At 69.1% G+C, this 15513-nt stretch carries 20 protein-coding genes; 10 read left to right on the plus strand and 10 right to left on the minus strand.

Annotation, left to right across the window (positions count from 1 at the left end; all coding sequences use genetic code 11):
• Positions 1–4 precede the first annotated feature (4 nt).
• The 6 genes from NO887_RS04475 to NO887_RS04500 form a co-directional block, all read right to left on the minus strand.
• A complete protein-coding gene (locus NO887_RS04475; RefSeq protein WP_256417268.1) occupies positions 5–313 on the minus strand; it encodes a 30S ribosomal protein S24e in 309 nt (102 codons plus the stop codon).
• A gap of 99 nt (positions 314–412) precedes the next feature.
• Positions 413–1030 (minus strand): GTP-dependent dephospho-CoA kinase family protein, encoded by a 618-nt coding sequence (locus tag NO887_RS04480; RefSeq protein WP_256417269.1) that lies wholly within the window; start codon positions 1028–1030, stop codon positions 413–415.
• Positions 1031–1087: 57 nt separating this feature from the next.
• Positions 1088–1285: a transcription elongation factor subunit Spt4 gene (gene spt4, locus NO887_RS04485; protein WP_256417270.1), complete on the minus strand. Its 198-nt coding sequence runs from the start codon at positions 1283–1285 to the stop codon at positions 1088–1090.
• Positions 1285–1860: a DNA-directed RNA polymerase gene (locus NO887_RS04490; protein WP_256417271.1), complete on the minus strand. Its 576-nt coding sequence runs from the start codon at positions 1858–1860 to the stop codon at positions 1285–1287. Before NO887_RS04490 ends, spt4 begins: the two co-directional genes overlap by 1 nt.
• Positions 1861–1881: 21 nt before the next feature.
• Entirely contained in the window at positions 1882–2319 is a 438-nt protein-coding gene (locus NO887_RS04495; protein WP_256417272.1) for a type II toxin-antitoxin system VapC family toxin, read from the minus strand.
• Between the two features lies 1 nt (position 2320).
• Positions 2321–3565 carry a translation initiation factor IF-2 subunit gamma gene (locus NO887_RS04500; protein ID WP_256417273.1) on the minus strand — a complete coding sequence of 415 codons (1245 nt, stop codon included), beginning with the start codon at positions 3563–3565 and terminating at the stop codon, positions 2321–2323.
• Between the two features lie 380 nt (positions 3566–3945).
• On the opposite strand from NO887_RS04500, the gene NO887_RS04505 reads away from it, so the two are divergent.
• Both NO887_RS04505 and NO887_RS04510 read left to right on the plus strand, forming a co-directional pair.
• Positions 3946–4464 (plus strand): DUF5810 domain-containing protein, encoded by a 519-nt coding sequence (locus tag NO887_RS04505; RefSeq protein WP_256417274.1) that lies wholly within the window; start codon positions 3946–3948, stop codon positions 4462–4464.
• Positions 4465–4500: 36 nt separating this feature from the next.
• A complete protein-coding gene (locus tag NO887_RS04510) occupies positions 4501–4938 on the plus strand; it encodes a DUF5809 family protein (protein WP_256417275.1) in 438 nt (145 codons plus the stop codon).
• A 105-nt stretch (positions 4939–5043) separates the two neighbouring features.
• Here NO887_RS04510 and icd read toward each other — a convergent pair whose 3' ends face one another.
• A complete protein-coding gene (gene icd, locus NO887_RS04515; protein ID WP_256417276.1) occupies positions 5044–6306 on the minus strand; it encodes an isocitrate dehydrogenase (NADP(+)) in 1263 nt (420 codons plus the stop codon).
• 207 nt (positions 6307–6513) lie between these two features.
• A complete protein-coding gene (locus NO887_RS04520; RefSeq protein WP_256417277.1) occupies positions 6514–8022 on the minus strand; it encodes an HTTM domain-containing protein in 1509 nt (502 codons plus the stop codon).
• 106 nt (positions 8023–8128) lie between these two features.
• Between NO887_RS04520 and cofD the strand changes: the two genes are divergently transcribed.
• The 8 genes from cofD (at position 8129) to NO887_RS04560 (ending at position 13883) form a co-directional block, all read left to right on the plus strand.
• On the plus strand, positions 8129–9166 hold the full coding sequence (cofD, locus tag NO887_RS04525) for a 2-phospho-L-lactate transferase (RefSeq protein WP_256417278.1): 1038 nt from the start codon (positions 8129–8131) through the stop codon (positions 9164–9166).
• On the plus strand, positions 9163–9978 hold the full coding sequence (locus NO887_RS04530; RefSeq protein ID WP_256417279.1) for a tRNA-dihydrouridine synthase: 816 nt from the start codon (positions 9163–9165) through the stop codon (positions 9976–9978). The genes cofD and NO887_RS04530 overlap by 4 nt, the downstream gene beginning before the upstream one ends.
• Positions 9975–10955: a triphosphoribosyl-dephospho-CoA synthase gene (locus NO887_RS04535; protein ID WP_379811616.1), complete on the plus strand. Its 981-nt coding sequence runs from the start codon at positions 9975–9977 to the stop codon at positions 10953–10955. Before NO887_RS04530 ends, NO887_RS04535 begins: the two co-directional genes overlap by 4 nt.
• A complete protein-coding gene (locus NO887_RS04540) occupies positions 10952–11665 on the plus strand; it encodes a DUF447 domain-containing protein (RefSeq protein WP_256417280.1) in 714 nt (237 codons plus the stop codon). Before NO887_RS04535 ends, NO887_RS04540 begins: the two co-directional genes overlap by 4 nt.
• Before the next feature lie 116 nt (positions 11666–11781).
• Positions 11782–11976, plus strand: a complete 195-nt coding sequence (locus NO887_RS04545; protein WP_049983147.1) for a 30S ribosomal protein S17e — start codon at positions 11782–11784, stop codon at positions 11974–11976.
• Positions 11977–12075: 99 nt separating this feature from the next.
• A complete protein-coding gene (locus NO887_RS04550; protein ID WP_256417281.1) occupies positions 12076–13311 on the plus strand; it encodes a tripartite tricarboxylate transporter permease in 1236 nt (411 codons plus the stop codon).
• A gap of 124 nt (positions 13312–13435) precedes the next feature.
• Positions 13436–13615, plus strand: a complete 180-nt coding sequence (locus tag NO887_RS04555; protein WP_049983145.1) for an HVO_2753 family zinc finger protein — start codon at positions 13436–13438, stop codon at positions 13613–13615.
• 1 nt (position 13616) lies between these two features.
• On the plus strand, positions 13617–13883 hold the full coding sequence (locus NO887_RS04560) for an elongation factor 1-beta (RefSeq protein ID WP_256417282.1): 267 nt from the start codon (positions 13617–13619) through the stop codon (positions 13881–13883).
• 88 nt (positions 13884–13971) lie between these two features.
• Here NO887_RS04560 and NO887_RS04565 read toward each other — a convergent pair whose 3' ends face one another.
• On the minus strand, positions 13972–14340 hold the full coding sequence (locus NO887_RS04565) for a thioredoxin family protein (protein ID WP_256417283.1): 369 nt from the start codon (positions 14338–14340) through the stop codon (positions 13972–13974).
• Positions 14341–14452: 112 nt separating this feature from the next.
• Positions 14453–15448 (minus strand): Gfo/Idh/MocA family protein, encoded by a 996-nt coding sequence (locus tag NO887_RS04570; protein WP_256417284.1) that lies wholly within the window; start codon positions 15446–15448, stop codon positions 14453–14455.
• Between the last annotated feature and the right edge of the window lie 65 nt (positions 15449–15513).

Here is a 15513-nt window from a genome sequence, read left to right on the forward strand (position 1 = left end):
CGCGTTAGGCTTCCTCGGCTTCTGCGTCGCCCTTGTCGCCGATCTTGTTCCGTTCGAGCATGTACTCCTGTTCGACATCGAGCGCGTCTTCCGCGGAGTCGTACACCTTCGCGTAGCCGACCGTCTTGCGCATGCCGAATTTGGTGTCCAGTTCGTGGACGACGACCTCCTCGGAGTCTTTGTCCAACTTGGCTGCGAGCGAATCTCGGACCGAGAGGCGCGAGGGCGTCGCCTCCTCGTGGGTCGTCTCGAAGCGGATATCGGTGCGGTGCAACATGGGGTTCTCCTCTTCGGAGATAATGTCGACGTCCATGGTCAGTTACGCGTATATCCCCCCGAAAGCTGTAAAAGGATTTCGAAGCGGGGGTGTCGCGGCGGATCAGCGGCGGAGTGTCCGGTGGGTCGGCGAGATCTATCGATCGGACGGATCGACGCCGAGCGCGTCGTATGCCGCGCCGATATCGCCGTCGAGCGCCTCGAACAGCTCACGGGCCTCGGCCCGCGTCTCCGGCGTAACCGGAACACGAACCATCCCCTCGCCCGGCTGACCGTAGACCACGCTTGCGCCGTCGGGCGCGGCGAGGATCGCCGGCAGCGTCGCGAGGTCCTCCTCGCCCGTCACCTCGATCCACGTCGGCTCCTCGGCGGCCAACGCCGCCGCGAGCGCCGAGAGCAGATCGGCAGACATCGACGCCGCAGAATTCGTGGCCGAGATCCGTCGAACGTCGGCGGCCGAAAGTACCGTCTCGATCTCTTTGCGGACCGCCTCGCGCTCCGTCTGCCCGTCGATCACGGCCACGTCGGGGACGCGTCCCGCCTCCCGGAGGTGGTAGGTGACCACGTCGCCGACGGCGATAATCGGGGCGTCGTTCGCGACGATCGCATCGTTCACGTCAATCGCGTCCTCGACCGGGTCGGCGTGCGCCGCGGCCGTCTCAGCGGCGGCAGCGAGGAGCGCGTCGGCGTCGGTCGTTACCGACCCGAGGGGGTCTTTGAACGCGTCTCTGAGCGAGTCCGGGAGCGTGAGCATGTAATATTCTCGGTTCGTGTTACCGGGTGCTCGGTTCGCGTGCCTCGCCGATCGGTGCTAGCGGACCTTCAGGGCGTACGACCCCGCCTTCGTCACGTTCATCTCAGCGGCGATTTCGCTGTCCTCGGGCTGGGTGATGATGACGTAGCCCGCCCAGTCCTCCGTCAGCGACGACGACCCGCAGTGCTCGCAGGTCTGTGCGTCGGGGTCGTTGACGTGGTGACACTCCCGACACGCGAGGCGGTCCTCGGCCATCAGTCGGCCTCCTCACCAGTCTGTTCGCGGTGCTTCCGCTGTCCCTCTAGCCACTCGTGTTTCCCGAGCCCGGGCTGTTTCGCCGTGAGCCCGATCTTCGAGTCGCGGGGGTTGCGCTCGTCGATGCTCTTCGTCACGACGCGGACGCGCACGGCGTCGTCGACGCCGAGCGTCTTGTCGGAGTCCGAGGAGGCGAGCTGCTGGTTGACCCCGTCGAACGTGAGATACTCGTCCGTGATCTGCGAGACGTGGAGCAGTCCGTCCACCGGACCGATCCCGACGAACGCGCCGAACTCGACCGTCTCCACGACGGTCCCGTCTGCGACCTCCTGCATATCGGGGTCGTAGGTGAGCGCGTCGAACTCGGCCTCGTAGTAGACACCGGGGCGGTTGTGTAACACCGCTCCCTCGCCGATGTCGTGCACGCCGACGACGCTCACGACGCTACCGACATCTTCGTCCATCCGTCCTTCCAGCTTGTCCTGTAGCAGGGCTTTCACCCGCTCGTCGGTGACGTCCGCCAAGTGTTTCGGCGGTACCTCGACCGTATCCTTGAGTCGAACTCGTTTGTACATAGTGTTGGTTGTCCGCGTCCGCTAGGGTTCCGTTATCGCCAGTGTGTTCCGACCCCTTAAACCGATTACTGGTGCGTCCGCCTCCAGCACCCGATTCGCCAGCGGTCGATCGTTCGTGACGACGCCGTCGACCCGGCCCGTGGTGACCAGCTCGACGAGCGCGTCGTCCGCGTACGTCGCCGTCGTCTCTACCGTCTCCGCCCGCGCCGCGAGGTCCGCGCCCACGCTCGCCGCGGTCGCCTCCGCGCCGTTTCCGGCCTGAAGCCCGTCGAGTTCGTCAACGACGGCCGCGGGAACGACCGCCTCGTAGGCCCCGAGGAGCCGATCGAGCTCCTCGAACAGCCGGACGTTCGCCTCGACCGGAGCCATCAGCGCGCTCGCGTCGAGCGCGACGACCGGCGCGAGAGCGTCAGTCGCGCCATCTTCCGTGAGGGCGCTTCCGCGCGGGGGTTCGGTCACGTTACGAGAGCGTCCCGACGCCGATGAGCCGCCACCGCGCGCCGACGCGTCGGTTGATCGCGATCTGTGCGCCCTCCTCCGCGCAGACGGGGCGCTTGAGGCTCACTTCGCACTCCCCGTCGCGCGCGCTCGTCACCGCGCCGACCGTGGTGGCGGTGCCGACGGTGAGCATCAGGGGCTCACCCGTGCTGATCTCTTCGATGTCGCTCTCGCCGCTCTCGTCGTCTTCTTTGCCGACCACGCGGTCGAGCAGATCGACCTGCATCTCGAACTCGTTGCGAGTCGGGGGGAGCGTGCCGGGCTCGCCCGCGACTTGGCCCGCGAGCGCGTCGCCCTTCGTCAGGCTGGGGTCGAGTCCGGTACCGACACCGAGCAGGCCGCCCGGACGGGCGCTCTCGACGTCGTTGCTGCCGGCCTGCAGCGACCGGACCGTCGTTTCGAGCGGCCGCCACTCCGTCTGTCCCTCCTCGTCGACCTCGCGGCCCGGTCTGATTTCCAGCCCGTCGCCGACTGACAGCTCGCCCGCGACGAGCGAGCCGCCGACGACGCCGCCCTTCAGATCTGCCGCGGTCGCGCCCGGGCGGTTGATGTCGAACGAGCGCGCCGCGTACATCCGCGCGTGCTCGCTCGGGTCGCGGTCGGGCGTCGGGATCTCCGTCTCGATCGCGTCGATGAGGAGATCGAGGTTGACCTCCTGTTGCGCGGAGACGGGGACGATCGGCGCGTCCTCCGCGACGGTGCCCTCGACGAACTCTTGGATCTGTCGATAGTTGTCGACGGCGCGGTCGCGGTCGACCAAGTCGACCTTGTTCTGCGCGATCACGATGTTCTCGATCCCGATGAGATCGAGCGCCATCAGGTGCTCTTCGGTCTGTGCCTGCGGGACATCCTCCGTGGCGCTCACGACGAGTACGGCCCCGTCCATGATCGAGGCACCCGAGAGCATCGTCGCCATCAGCGTCTCGTGGCCGGGGGCGTCGACGAACGAGACGGTTCGAAGGGGCTCGCTCTCGGAGCCGTCCTCGCACTCTTCGTCGACGGTGTAACACTCGGGCGCGTCGACGCCGGGACAGCGCCGGAACGTCGCGTCCGCGTACCCCAGCCGGATCGAGATTCCGCGTTTCATTTCCTCGCTGTGCTGGTCGGTCCACGAGCCGGACAACGCCTGCACGAGCGTCGTCTTCCCGTGGTCGACGTGACCGACGAGACCGATGTTCACCTCCGGTTGTGTGTTGACTTCAGTCACTGTTGGACCTCCTAACGGAGTAGTCTTACCGGAAATTCGCCCCGTGCGAGTGATAAAGTTGCTGTTATCGATACAAGACGGCGACGACTCGATTTATAAATCATCTGCGGCGGCGCGTGCCTGCGAGCGGCCGCCAGTGGCGGCCGCGAGACAGCGCCGCGAGAGGGAGTCAGTCGGTCGAAGCGAAGCGGAGACCAACTGACGAGGCTGGGGAGGTGTGAGGTGCTGTGCGGAGCGGTGCAGGGTGGGACTGGACTTCGTCGGTATCGGTCACGGCTGTCGTCGTACCGGTGTCGACCACACTGCTCCGATCATCTAGCACATCACGTCCGTCCGAGGCCGACGCGACTTTACGGCTCACCGACGAACCCACGCCCGACATGGGATACGCGTGCCCCGTCTGTGAGACCCCGCAGCGCGACGGCGAGCACCTCGCACACCACCTCGCGTTCACCGCAATGCTCCACGGCGACGACCACGCCGACTGGCTCGACGAGCATGCCCCGGACTGGAGCGACCGCGAGCCGGCGGGTCTCGCGGCCGAAGTGACGCCGCACGCCGCCGACGCCGAGTACCACGAGGTGTTCGAGGACACCGTCGATCGCGGTCGACCGAACGTCGACGTGGGCGCGCACGCAGGTCACGATCACGGCGGCCACGCACACGACGATCGCACGAATCCGTCCCCACGAGGGGCCGTCGACGCGAGCGGTGCGACCGATCCCGAGACCGCGGAGGCACTCCGAGAGGCGAGAGAGATGACGCGAGAGATGCTCGACGCCGAGTCTGAAAGCGCCGGTGGCGGCGGAGGCGACGGCGGGGACGGAGACACCGACCGCGACACCACCGCCACTGACGGCGACCGCGACACCACCGCCGACGACGACCCGTCCGCGTAACGGAACGCCCTTTCCCGTCGACATCGAACCGGTGGTATGCACACGAAAGGGACGTTCGCGCCGGAGACGCGCGCCGACGCGCTCGAACGCTACGAGGAGATCGGGCCGGTCGCGCAGGTCGTCGTCCGCGAGGCGACGAAGGCTATGGAGTTCGACGCCGACGAGTACGACGAGCGCGTCACTCCGGAAGTGGTCAAGACCGCCCGCGACGCCACCTTCGCCGAGTTGCTCGCGGTCCACGTCGGCGAGCGATCGGAGTTCGACGCGTGGCTCGCGGACAGCGGGTTCGACGAGGATGACGTGGTACAGATCGGCTCCGAGAACGTCGACAACGTGGTGTGGCACCCGATACCGTTCGCCGAGACCGTGATCGCCGCGACGTACCAGGACGAACCCGACGCGGCCGCGAGCACCCTCCGCCGGAACGCGTTCGGGCGCGTGTACCGCGAGGAGTTCTACGCGTCCGGTCGGTAGCGCAGTATAGAGGAGTCCACGATCTGTCGATTCGGCGGTCGCGTGACTCCGATGTGTCGTGAGCGCGCAATCGAAAAATACTGTCGAGTGTGTCGAGACGACCGCTTACGCGAGTTCGTCGATCTTCTCGACGACGGCGTCGGCAAACTCGCTCGTCGCGAGCTTCTCGCCGCCGTCGATCTGGCGGTGGAGGTCGTAGGTGACCTTCCCGGAGGCGATGGTCTCTTCGACGGCGTCGCGCACGAGGTCGGCCGCGTCGGACCAGCCGAGGTAGTCGAGCATCTCGCGGCCGGAGAGGATCATCGCGGTGGGGTTCACCTTGTCCTCGCCCGCGTACTTGGGCGCGGAGCCGTGGACCGGCTCGGCGAGACAGCGGCCGTGGCCGAAGTTGGCACCGGGAGCGATTCCCAGTCCGCCGATCTGCGCGCCGGCGGCGTCGGACATGTAGTCGCCGTTGAGGTTCATCGTCGCGATGACGGAGTACTCGTCGGTCCGAGTCAGGAGCTGCTGGAGCATGTTGTCGGCGATGCGGTCGTTCACGACGACCGTGTCCTCGGGCTGTTCGCCGTCGTGTTCGTCCCACAGCTCGTCTTCGGTGATCACGTCGTCGCCGTACTCCTCTTCTGCGACCTCGTAGCCCCAGTCGCGGAACGCGCCCTCGGTGAACTTCATGATGTTCCCCTTGTGGACGAGGGTGACCGTGTCTCGGTCGTTTTCGACCGCGTAGTCGATCGCCTCGCGGATGAGGCGCTTCGATCCGAACTCCGAGATCGGTTTGACGCCGATCCCGACGGGGCCGTCGTGGATGACGTCCGCGACTTCCATGTCGTCCTCTAAGAACGAGCGTACCTCCTCTACCTCGTCGGTGCCGGCCTCCCACTCGACGCCGGCGTAGACGTCCTCCGTGTTCTCACGGAAGGTGATCATGTCCATCGCCTCGGGGTTTTTGACGGGCGACGGGACGCCCTCCAAGTGATAGGTCGGGCGGACGTTCGCGTACATGTCGAGCGTCTGCCGGAGCGCGACGTTCAGTGACCGGAAGCCCGCGCCGACAGGCGTCGTCAGCGGGCCCTTGATCGCGACGCGGTGGCTGCGGATGGCCGAAACCGTATCTTCGGGGAGATTCTCGTCGTACTTCTCGCGGGCACTCTCGCCAGCGTAGACGCGCATCCACGCGATGGAGCGGCCGGTCGCCTCCGCGGCGGCGTCGAGTACCTGCTGTGCTGCCGGTCCGACGTCGGTGCCGATCCCGTCGCCGTGGATGATCGGGATGATGGGATTCGACGGGACGTTCAGCTCGCCGGTCTCCTCGTCGGCGAGCGTGATCGCCTCGCCGTCTTCGGGGACGTCGACCTTATCGTAGCTCATGAACGTTCGTGGATTCTTGGGGCCTCCTAAAGTGCCTGCCGCTTTGCCGCTGGGCGTCGTATTCGTCGGCACCGAAAGCGCAGTCGGCAGCGATCACGCCGCCGGCGGTCACTGCTGACCGCGGCGGTCACCGCCGACCGCGACAGCGACTCCGACACGCTCGGAATCGCGACGGCGGTTTCGAATCGATCATCGGTTCCGAATCGATCACCGATCGCCACAGCGCCGCTCGCCGAGCGATCTGAGCTGCGGCTGATCGTCGCCGGCGACAGCTATCGAGGCGATAGAGACACTGACCCGATCTATCTCGGCATCCGTCTGTCCGCTCGCGCGGTCACAGAGGTGTCCGAGGAGGTGACCGGTTCGCGTCGGTTCCGGCGACTCGGCGAGCGAGGTGAGGAACTTCCGCCATCGCGCGGTCGGGTACGCCCGTGCGTCCGAGGGAGGTCTGTCGGCCGCGACCGGATCGCCGTACAGCGCGTCGATCCGATCGCCGTTCGCGGCCGCGGCCGTCGCGAGTACGCGCGTGTCGGTCGTGGGCGGATCGGGCGCGAACATGTCCCACCCACTCTCGGTCGGGTCGCTCACCGCAGCGACCGGCTCCGGCGTCGAGACGACGCCGACCGCCATCGCATTCCAGCAGAGGAGCCCCGCGATCAGGACCGCGGCGACGCTCGGTGCGAGCCGACGACCGGCCGCTACGACGCAGTCGGGGATCCAGCCGGACGGTTCTCGAGTCGTCCGCGGCGACCCGAGGGTCTGCCCGAACCGCGCCGCGACCGGTGCGACGCGCCGCTCCGCGCGGTCCCACACGGTGAGCGGAACGAACGGCAGAAGGCCGGCGACCGACACGAGCGGGAACACCCCGATCTGGAGCACGAGCGGCATCGCGAGGTGGCCGGCGGCGAAGATCACAGCGAGCGCCGCCCGGAGCCGCCCCGCGGCAAGGACGAGGAGCGGCGCGGCGACGAGGAGCGCGAGCCAGCCGTAGGTGGCCGCCGCGAACAGCCGCGGAACCTCCGGGACGAGTCCGCCGAGCGGTCCGTGGAGGTACGTGAGCCGGAACACTCGCCCGACGGCCTCGCCGCTGGTCCAAGCCCCGCCGCGAAGCTTCACGACCGCGTTTGACACGTAGACCACGATCGGAACGGCCAAAAGCAGCGCCGACGCGGGCCCGAAGAACCGGTCTCTGGCGGCGACATCGGCACCCGCGCCGCCGGCGCGGCCACCAACCGCTCTCGCGCGGACGGCGTCGACCGACCAGCGCGCGCCGAGCGGACACAGCACTCCGATGCCGAGCAGGTGCGAAAGGAGGAGGTCGCCACCGTTGAGCACGAAGGGGTTCCGCGCCTGCAACGATATTAGGAGCGCGAGCGACGCCGCGGCCGCGATCCGCGTTCGATAGCCGACGGCGAGCGCTGCGGCGGCGACGCCGGCCAGCACGAACAGGAGCGCGAGCGCCCATTCTTCGCCGGAGACCGCGTGCAACGAGACGCGAGCCGCGAGCGGGTACGCCTCGGCCAGCGCCGAGCGTGGGAGCACGCCCGCGTCGGTGTAAAACGCTGTCAGGTTCCGGGCCCGGAGCCCGAGATCGACGAGGAGAAGCGTTCCGAGCGCGAATCGGAACGCAGCGAGCGCGCGCCGGTCGACGCCGAGACGCTCGGCCGTCGCGGCGCGTAGGCGATCGATCGTCGAGGCGTCGCCACCATCGCTCACAGTGATGCCGTCTCTCCGAGGCGCGGAAATAGGTCTTGCGGGGAACAGCGAGGAGTTTCTGGAAACGGAGCCGAGGATACAAATCCGGTCGACGCGTGCGTCGGGTATGGTCACGTTCCTCGCCGGCGGCACGGGGACCCCGAAGCTGCTCGACGGGGCGACGCGCGTGTGGAGCCCCTCAGAGATCTCGGTCGTCGCCAACACGGGCGACGATATCGAACTGGGCGGCCACCTCGTCTGCCCGGACATCGACACCGTGCTGTTCGCCGGCGGCGGCATTCTCGACCGCGACCGGTGGTGGGGGATCGACGGCGACACGACGGCGACGCACGAGGAACTCCGGCAACTCGGGAGCGAGATGGGGATCGATCCGGAGCCGCGGTATCTCGACGCGGACGCGCAGACCGCGGGCCGCCCGATCGCCCGGTGGCGGCGGTTCTCGGCCGTCGGCGAGTTCATGGAGATCGGCGACCGCGACCGCGCGGTACACCTCACGCGCACGGGTCTGATCGACGAGGGCGACACGCTCACCGAGGCCACCCGGTCCCTCGCCGACGCGTTCGGACTCGATATCGACCTCCTCCCGATGTCGGACGATCCGGTCGCGACGCTCGTCCACACCGCGGACGGCGAGACGATCCACTTTCAGGAGTTCTGGGTCGCCCGGCGCGGCGATCCGACCGTCGCCGCCGTGGAGTTCCGCGGTGCCGACACCGCGAAACCGACAGATGCGGTCAGCGAGTCGCTCGCGGACCCGGTCGTCATCGGTCCCTCGAACCCCGTCACGAGCATCGGGCCGATGCTCGCGCTCCCCGGGTTCGAGCGCGCGCTCCGGGAGACGCCCGTCGTCGCCGTCTCGCCGTTCGTCGGCGACGAGGTCTTCTCGGGACCCGCCGCGGACCTGATGGCCGGGACCGGCAGGGATCCCTCGACCGCCGGCGTCGCCGAGGCGTACCCGTTCGCGGACGCGTTCGTGCTCGACGACGACGACCCGACCGACCTCGACCGACACGTCGAGCGCACCGACACCCGGATCGACGACGGCGACGACGCAGAGCGAGTCGCTCGCGCGTGCGAGCGTACATTGGCTGCGGTCGATCTCACTGCCGCCGACATCGCTGACGGCGGGGAGGGACCGCGATGACCGCGGCCCGGGTCCCCGACCCGCCGTTCCTCGTCGCCGCGAGCCTCAGCGGCGCGGCCGACGCCGACTGGGCTCGACTGGCGGCGCGCCACGTCGACGCGGCGGTGATGGGCGGGATCGCCCTCGACCCGCCGAGCCGAGCGGCGGCGCGAGCCCTCGTCGCCCGCGACCGCTCGGAATTCCTCCCCGACGACCCGATCGCGTGGATCGGCCGCCAGCTCGACGCGATCGCCGACGCCCCCGCCGTTCCCGGCGTCAACGTCAGGAGCGCGACCCCGGACCCGGTTCGGGAGGCGGCCGCGGTCTGTGCCGACCGCGACGCAATCTGCGAGATCAACGCGCACTGCCGCCAGCCCGAACTCCGCGAGGTCGGGTGCGGTGAGTCGCTGCTCCGCGACACCGAGCGGCTCTCCGAGTACGTCGCGACCGCCGCGAAGACGGGCGCGACGACGAGCGTGAAAGTGCGTGCCGAGGTTTCGGGCGTCGACCTCGTCGCCGTCGCTGACGCGGTCGCGAGCGCGGGCGCGGACTGGATTCACGTCGACGCGATGGACTCGGAGGCGGTCGTCTGCGACGTTGCCGACGCGGACGCGACGAGCCCTCGTGCCGACCTCACCGTGATCGCGAACAACGGCGTTCGGGGGGAACGGACGGTCGCCGAGTACGCCGCGTACGGTGCCGACGCCGTGAGCGTCGGCCGGCCGAGCGACCGCCCGACCGCGCTCGCCCGCGTCGCCGACGCGGTGAGGGCCTGGCGGGAGGGGTCGCTCCCGATATCTGACCCGGGCGAGCGGTCGGAGGCGTCGCCGTGACTTCAGACGACCACCGGGGGCCGGTACCGGACGACACGGTGTCTGCTGGCGATCGGTCGCCGGCCGACGACGCCGTCCTCGCGATGCTCCTCGAAGTCGCCGGGACGCCGAAGCCCGGAAACGTCGACCGGCGTCGCGACCTCGCGGATCTCCGGTTCGAGTCGTTTCTCGGCGGCGCGGTCGGGGCTCGATCGGGCCTCGAACTGGCCGCGAGCGGCGACGAAAGCGGCGAGACGCCCGTCGGAGCCGCCTTCGAGCGCGCCGTCGCGGGGATGGCCGACCGGGCGGGGACGAACACGCAGTTCGGCTGCCTGTTGCTCCTCATCCCGCTCGTGCGAGCGACCGCCGCCGGCGACCTCTCGCCCGTGGGTGTCGACTGGGTAACACGAAACACGACCGTCGACGACGCGGTCGCGTTCTACCGGTCGTTCGAGCGCGTCGACGTCGCGGTCGGCGATCCCCCAGCGGACGCGGACGCTCTCGACGTGCATCGCGGCGGCGACGCCGAGCCGGCGCTCAGAGAGCGCGGGGCGACGCTGCGCGACGTGATGGGACTGTCCGCCGGTGAGCATCGCGTCCCCGACCGCAACGCCCAAGAGTGGATCGAGGGGTTTCCGCGGACCTTTCGCGCGGCCGAGTGGATCCTGACCGACGACGGACCGCTCGCGGACCGCGCCGCTCGGGCGTTCCTCGGGCTGCTCGCGACGGAACCGGACACGCTCGTCGCGACGAGTCGCGACCCGGCCGCCGCACGGGACGCGACGGCGCGCGCGGCCGAACTCGTCGGGAGTGACCGCGAGGACGGACCGCTCGGCGGTCCCCCGGATCCCGACGCGGTCCACGCGATCGACCTCGACGCCGCCGAGACGCTGGCGGACGCGTTCGTCGACGAGGAGATTAATCCGGGAACGACCGCCGACCTCACCTGTGCGGCGCTGTACGTCGCGCTCAGGCGCGGCGCGGAGGTCGACCCGTGACCGACGAGACCGGCGGTGCGTCCGACAGCGGTGCGCCCGCCAACGGCGCTCACGACGGCGGCGAGTCTCACTGTGCCGCGCCTGACGGTGGAGACACCCACGGCGACGCGCCCGACGGCTGGCCCGTCCGACTCCGCGGCGTCACGGAGACCGTGGTGACGACGCTCGGCCCGAACGGCCGGTGGAACGCCGCGGCGCTCGGACTCCACGCTCCCGACGCGCCCGACGACCCCGTCACGGCACGGACGTACGGGAGAACGCGAACGTGGCGGAACTTCACCGAGCGCGGCCGGGGCATCGTGCAGTTCACGACCGATCCGCGGACGTTCGTCGACGCCGCGCTCGCGGTCTACGAAGTCGACGAACCGGTGCTCGCGACCGCTGACGCCTGGGTCGAGGTGCGCGCCGAACAGGTCCAAAGCGAGACCGAGGGGGAGACGGCGATCCGGACGTGGGAGCTCGATCCAGTCGAGAGCGCGGTGGTCGCCCAGCGCGTCCCGACGATAAACCGCGGCTTCGGCGCGGTCGTCGACGCGACGGTGGCCGCCTCGCGGCTCGACGTGCCCGAATTCGACGCGAGTGCGCTACTCGACCGGCTGGCGTACTTCGCCGACGTGGTCGAGCGCTGTGGCGGCCCGGCCGAGCGCGAGGCGTTCGCGCGGATCGACGAGATCACGGAGTGGCGCGACCGGCGACGCGGTCGCGAGTGAGTTCGAATCGGTTCGGGCCGTTCCTCGACGCCGCGGCGACCGACGATCGACACCCGCCTCGCGGCCGCTCGCGGCGGAACGAACCCTTTTAGTTCGCCCCGAGGGTACCGCTCGGTATGGCCATCAAACCCAAGTACATCAAACAGCTCGGGAACGTCCTGCTGGAGCAGTATCCCGACTCGTTCAACACGGACTTCGAGACGAACAAGGAGAGCGTCACCGCGCTGACGACCGTCGAATCGAAGGGCGTCCGCAACCGGATCGCCGGCTACGTCACCCGGAAGAAGGCGCAGGCGGCCCAGCCAGCCTAACGGCGTTTCGCATTCTCCAGCGACGACTCGAATCAAACCGCGAGCCGCGGCTCTGACAGCCGATCCGTTTATATTCGAAACCGCGGCCACCTCGCAGGGATGGACGCGATCGTTCGGCCCGTCGTCGACCCAACCTTCTCCGCGGCCGCGCTCGCGTTCCTGCTCGGCGGCGTCACCCTCGGAACGGCGAGCGGGCTCGTCCCGGGACTCCACGCCAACAACTTCGCGCTGCTTCTGGCCGGTCTCGCGCCGTCGGTTCCGGGAGACCCGCTCCTCGTCGGGATCGCGATGCTCGCGGCGGGCGTCGTGCACTCGTTTCTGGACATCGTCCCGGCGCTCGCGCTCGGCGTCCCCGACGCCGCGACGGCGATCGCGGCGCTTCCCGGTCACCGGCTCGTGATCGCGGGGCGGGGGCGCGAGGCGCTGCGGCTGTCGGCCGTCGGCTCCGCACTCGCGGTCGCGCTCGCGGTTCCGCTCGCGATCCCGATCACGTGGGTGATGGTCCGCAGCTATCCGTCGGTCCGCGCGCACCTCCCGATCCTCCTCGTTGGCGTCGTCGCCGCGCTCCTCTTCACGGAGTCCTCGAAACGAGCCGCCGCCGGCGGACTCGTCGCCTTCCTCGCGAGCGCCGTGCTTGGAGTCGCCACGCTCGATGTCGACCCCGCGGCACCGCTCGACGCGGGCGGTATCCTCGCGCCGCTTTTCGCTGGACTGTTCGGTGCCCCCGTGCTCGTCGACGCCCTCGGCGGTGAGGGCGTGCCGCCGCAGGCGGACGCGCGGATCACGATGACGCCGCGCGACCTCGGCGTGAGCGCAGGTGCGGGGTCGCTCGCGGGTGCGATCGTCGGGTACATCCCGGGTGTCTCGGCCGCTATCGCCTCCGTCGCGGCGCTCCCGGCGCTCCCGCGGTCCGAGGGCGACCGCGGATTCATCGTCGCCACGAGCGGCGCGAACACGGCGAACACCATTTTCGCGCTGTTCGCGCTCGCGGCGCTCGGCACGCCCCGGACCGGCGTCACGGTCGCCATCGACCGGGCGGCGGTTCCGCTTGCACTCCCGATCCTGCTCGTTACCGCGGCGACCGCCGCGGTCTGTGGGTTCGTCCTCGTAACGCTCATCGGCGACGGCTACCTCCGCACCGTCGGTACGGCCGACTACACGCGGCTGTCGATCGGCGTCTTGGTGCTCCTCGCGGTGATATCCTTCGCGTTCGCCGGATCCTTCGGCGTCGGCGTGTTCGTCGTCGCCGGCGGCCTCGGGCTGTTCCCGCCGCGGGTCGGCGCGCGGCGAGTCCACCTGATGGGGGTGTTGATCGGCCCGCTGATACTGGGCTGAGACCGCCGGCCGCGAGCGGTGACGGCGACAGAGCCACCCCAAACCATGGTACAGCGTGCCACTCGTTTCGACTCCGTCGACGGCAAAGAACAACGGTTAAAAGTCGTGCGGTGGTGGATAGGGTATGAGCGAGAGCGAAACGCAGGGCGCTCGACAGTGCGTCTCCTGTGGTATCCAAGTCGCCGGTATGAACGCCGCGCGCTTCTCCTGTCCGGACTGTGGCGCGACGATCCACCGGTGTGCGAAGTGCCGGAAGCAGAGCAACCTCTACGAGTGTCACGACTGCGGCTTCCGAGGGCCCTAACATGGGCGATGTCGCCGCCAAGATCAAGGTCATGCCGGACAGCCCCGACGTGGACCTCGACGACCTCCAAGACCGGCTGGAGGAGTCGCTCCCGCAGGGCGCGAAGATCCGCGGGTTCCAGCGCGACGACGTCGCGTTCGGACTGGTCGCGCTCCTTCCCACAGTCATCGTTCCGGACGGAGCGGGTGGGACCGAGGCCGTCGAAGAGGCGTTCACCGAGGTCGAGGGCGTCGAGTCCGTCGCCGTCGAGAACGTCGGCCGGCTCTAAGGCCTCTCTCACACTGGACGAGTAGACTCCGTTTCTGCGATCACGTCGCTGGCGTCGGTGACTGCGTGAACCGGTAGAAGCCGCCATATCACGCGACGTGTCCGTCGATCCACGCCGTCAGGTCGTCACCGGGGACGAACCCCTCGGCACGCCGCGCGACCGGTTCGCTGTCGACGAAGAGCACGAACAGCGGAACGCTTCGAACGTCGAACCGCTCGATGAGCGGCGGGTCGTCCCGAGGGTTCACGAGTGCCACGTCGACATCGACCGCGCGGGCGACGTTGCCGAGGACCGGTTCCATGGCGGCACAGAGACCGCAGCCGTCGGTGTAGAACTCGACGAGCGCCGCATCCGCGTCGGCGACAAACGCGTCGAGCGCATCTTCGTCGGCGAGAGAGACGGGGCGTCGAGTCCGCTCGTTGGCCGGCGACTCGTCGGCCGTAGTATTGGTTTTCATATGAAATATTGTATCTGAGAGGATATCAATCCCGTGGAATACGCGATCAGCGTTCCGGGACACGGTCGACACAGACGGCCGGTCGCTCGTTTGCTCTCGTGGGATCCGCGTGCTACGAGAGGGTCACCGGCCCCGTCGTCGCTGCGCTCTCGGCCAGCGCGTCGAGGACCCGCATGTTCGCGACCGCCTCCGCGCCGTCGGTACGCGGGCGCTCCCCGTCGGCGACGCGATCGGCGAAGTGCTCGACCTGCAAGCGATACTGGTCGACCGGATCGAACGTCTCGACGCCGCGGCGACCGTCAATCTCGTAGGTCAGCTCGACGCGTTCGTCGGCCGGTGCGTCGAACGCCCGCTCGACGACGATCCACCCGTTCGTCGCGTCGATCCGGTACCGCTGGACGAGTTGGGTATCGAAGCCGGCGGCGACCCGCGCCGAGCGGCCGTCGTCGTACTCAACCACGCCCGCGAGCTCCGTGTCGACGCCGGCGTCGCGGGTGTCGTTCGCGTGGGCGTACACTCGATCCGGCTCGCCGAGCACCGTCCTGACGAGCGAGACGGGATAACAGCCGACATCCATCAGTGACCCGCCGGCGAGTTCCGGATCCAGCCGCACGTCGTCCGGACGGTCGTACAGCGGGAACCGGAACGTCGCGGTCACCGTGCGCACGTCGTCGAGCGCGCGAGCGGCGAGCGCTAGGGAGCGCACGGTTCGCGGGTGGTATCGGTACATGAACGCCTCCGTCAGCGTGACATCTCGGTCCGCGCAGTGATCGACCACGGCCTGCGCCTCCGCGGCGTCGGCCGCGAGCGGCTTCTCACAGAGGACGGAAAGCCCCGCGTCGGCCGCGCGCTTCGTCCACTCGGCGTGGAGACCGTTCGGGAGCGGGACGTAGATGGCGTCGAGCAAGTCATCCGCGAGGAGCGCGTCGTACGACCCGTAGCTTCGCGGTATCGACTCCTCCGCGGCAAACCGCGCCGCGCGGTCTGCGTCGCGCGAGGCGACCGCGCCGACCGCGTGGTCGCTCGAAGCGATCGCCGGAACGACCGCCTTGCGCGCGATGTTCGCGGTTCCGAGCACGCCAAAGGTGAGTCCGTCGTCCGTAGACATACGCAGACGAGGACGCCGACCCGTCAAAAAGCACCGTGGATCCGCCGCGTGTGACCGTGCCACCG

It is taken from the genome of Halorubrum laminariae (assembly GCF_024494655.1).
Lineage (GTDB): Archaea > Halobacteriota > Halobacteria > Halobacteriales > Haloferacaceae > Halorubrum > Halorubrum laminariae.

Bases quoted from the DNA above. Each gene is read 5' to 3' on its own strand.
- NO887_RS04475 (WP_256417268.1), bottom strand. From the start codon at position 313: ATGGACGTCGACATTATCTCCGAAGAGGAGAACCCCATGTTGCACCGC.
- NO887_RS04480 (WP_256417269.1), bottom strand. From the start codon at position 1,030: ATGCTCACGCTCCCGGACTCGCTCAGAGACGCGTTCAAAGACCCCCTC.
- spt4 (WP_256417270.1), bottom strand. From the start codon at position 1,285: ATGGCCGAGGACCGCCTCGCGTGTCGGGAGTGTCACCACGTCAACGAC.
- NO887_RS04490 (WP_256417271.1), bottom strand. From the start codon at position 1,860: ATGTACAAACGAGTTCGACTCAAGGATACGGTCGAGGTACCGCCGAAA.
- NO887_RS04505 (WP_256417274.1), top strand. From the start codon at position 3,946: ATGGGATACGCGTGCCCCGTCTGTGAGACCCCGCAGCGCGACGGCGAG.
- NO887_RS04510 (WP_256417275.1), top strand. From the start codon at position 4,501: ATGCACACGAAAGGGACGTTCGCGCCGGAGACGCGCGCCGACGCGCTC.
- icd (WP_256417276.1), bottom strand. From the start codon at position 6,306: ATGAGCTACGATAAGGTCGACGTCCCCGAAGACGGCGAGGCGATCACG.
- cofD (WP_256417278.1), top strand. From the start codon at position 8,129: ATGGTCACGTTCCTCGCCGGCGGCACGGGGACCCCGAAGCTGCTCGAC.
- NO887_RS04530 (WP_256417279.1), top strand. From the start codon at position 9,163: ATGACCGCGGCCCGGGTCCCCGACCCGCCGTTCCTCGTCGCCGCGAGC.
- NO887_RS04545 (WP_049983147.1), top strand. From the start codon at position 11,782: ATGGCCATCAAACCCAAGTACATCAAACAGCTCGGGAACGTCCTGCTG.
- NO887_RS04550 (WP_256417281.1), top strand. From the start codon at position 12,076: ATGGACGCGATCGTTCGGCCCGTCGTCGACCCAACCTTCTCCGCGGCC.
- NO887_RS04555 (WP_049983145.1), top strand. From the start codon at position 13,436: ATGAGCGAGAGCGAAACGCAGGGCGCTCGACAGTGCGTCTCCTGTGGT.
- NO887_RS04560 (WP_256417282.1), top strand. From the start codon at position 13,617: ATGGGCGATGTCGCCGCCAAGATCAAGGTCATGCCGGACAGCCCCGAC.
- NO887_RS04565 (WP_256417283.1), bottom strand. From the start codon at position 14,340: ATGAAAACCAATACTACGGCCGACGAGTCGCCGGCCAACGAGCGGACT.
- NO887_RS04570 (WP_256417284.1), bottom strand. From the start codon at position 15,448: ATGTCTACGGACGACGGACTCACCTTTGGCGTGCTCGGAACCGCGAAC.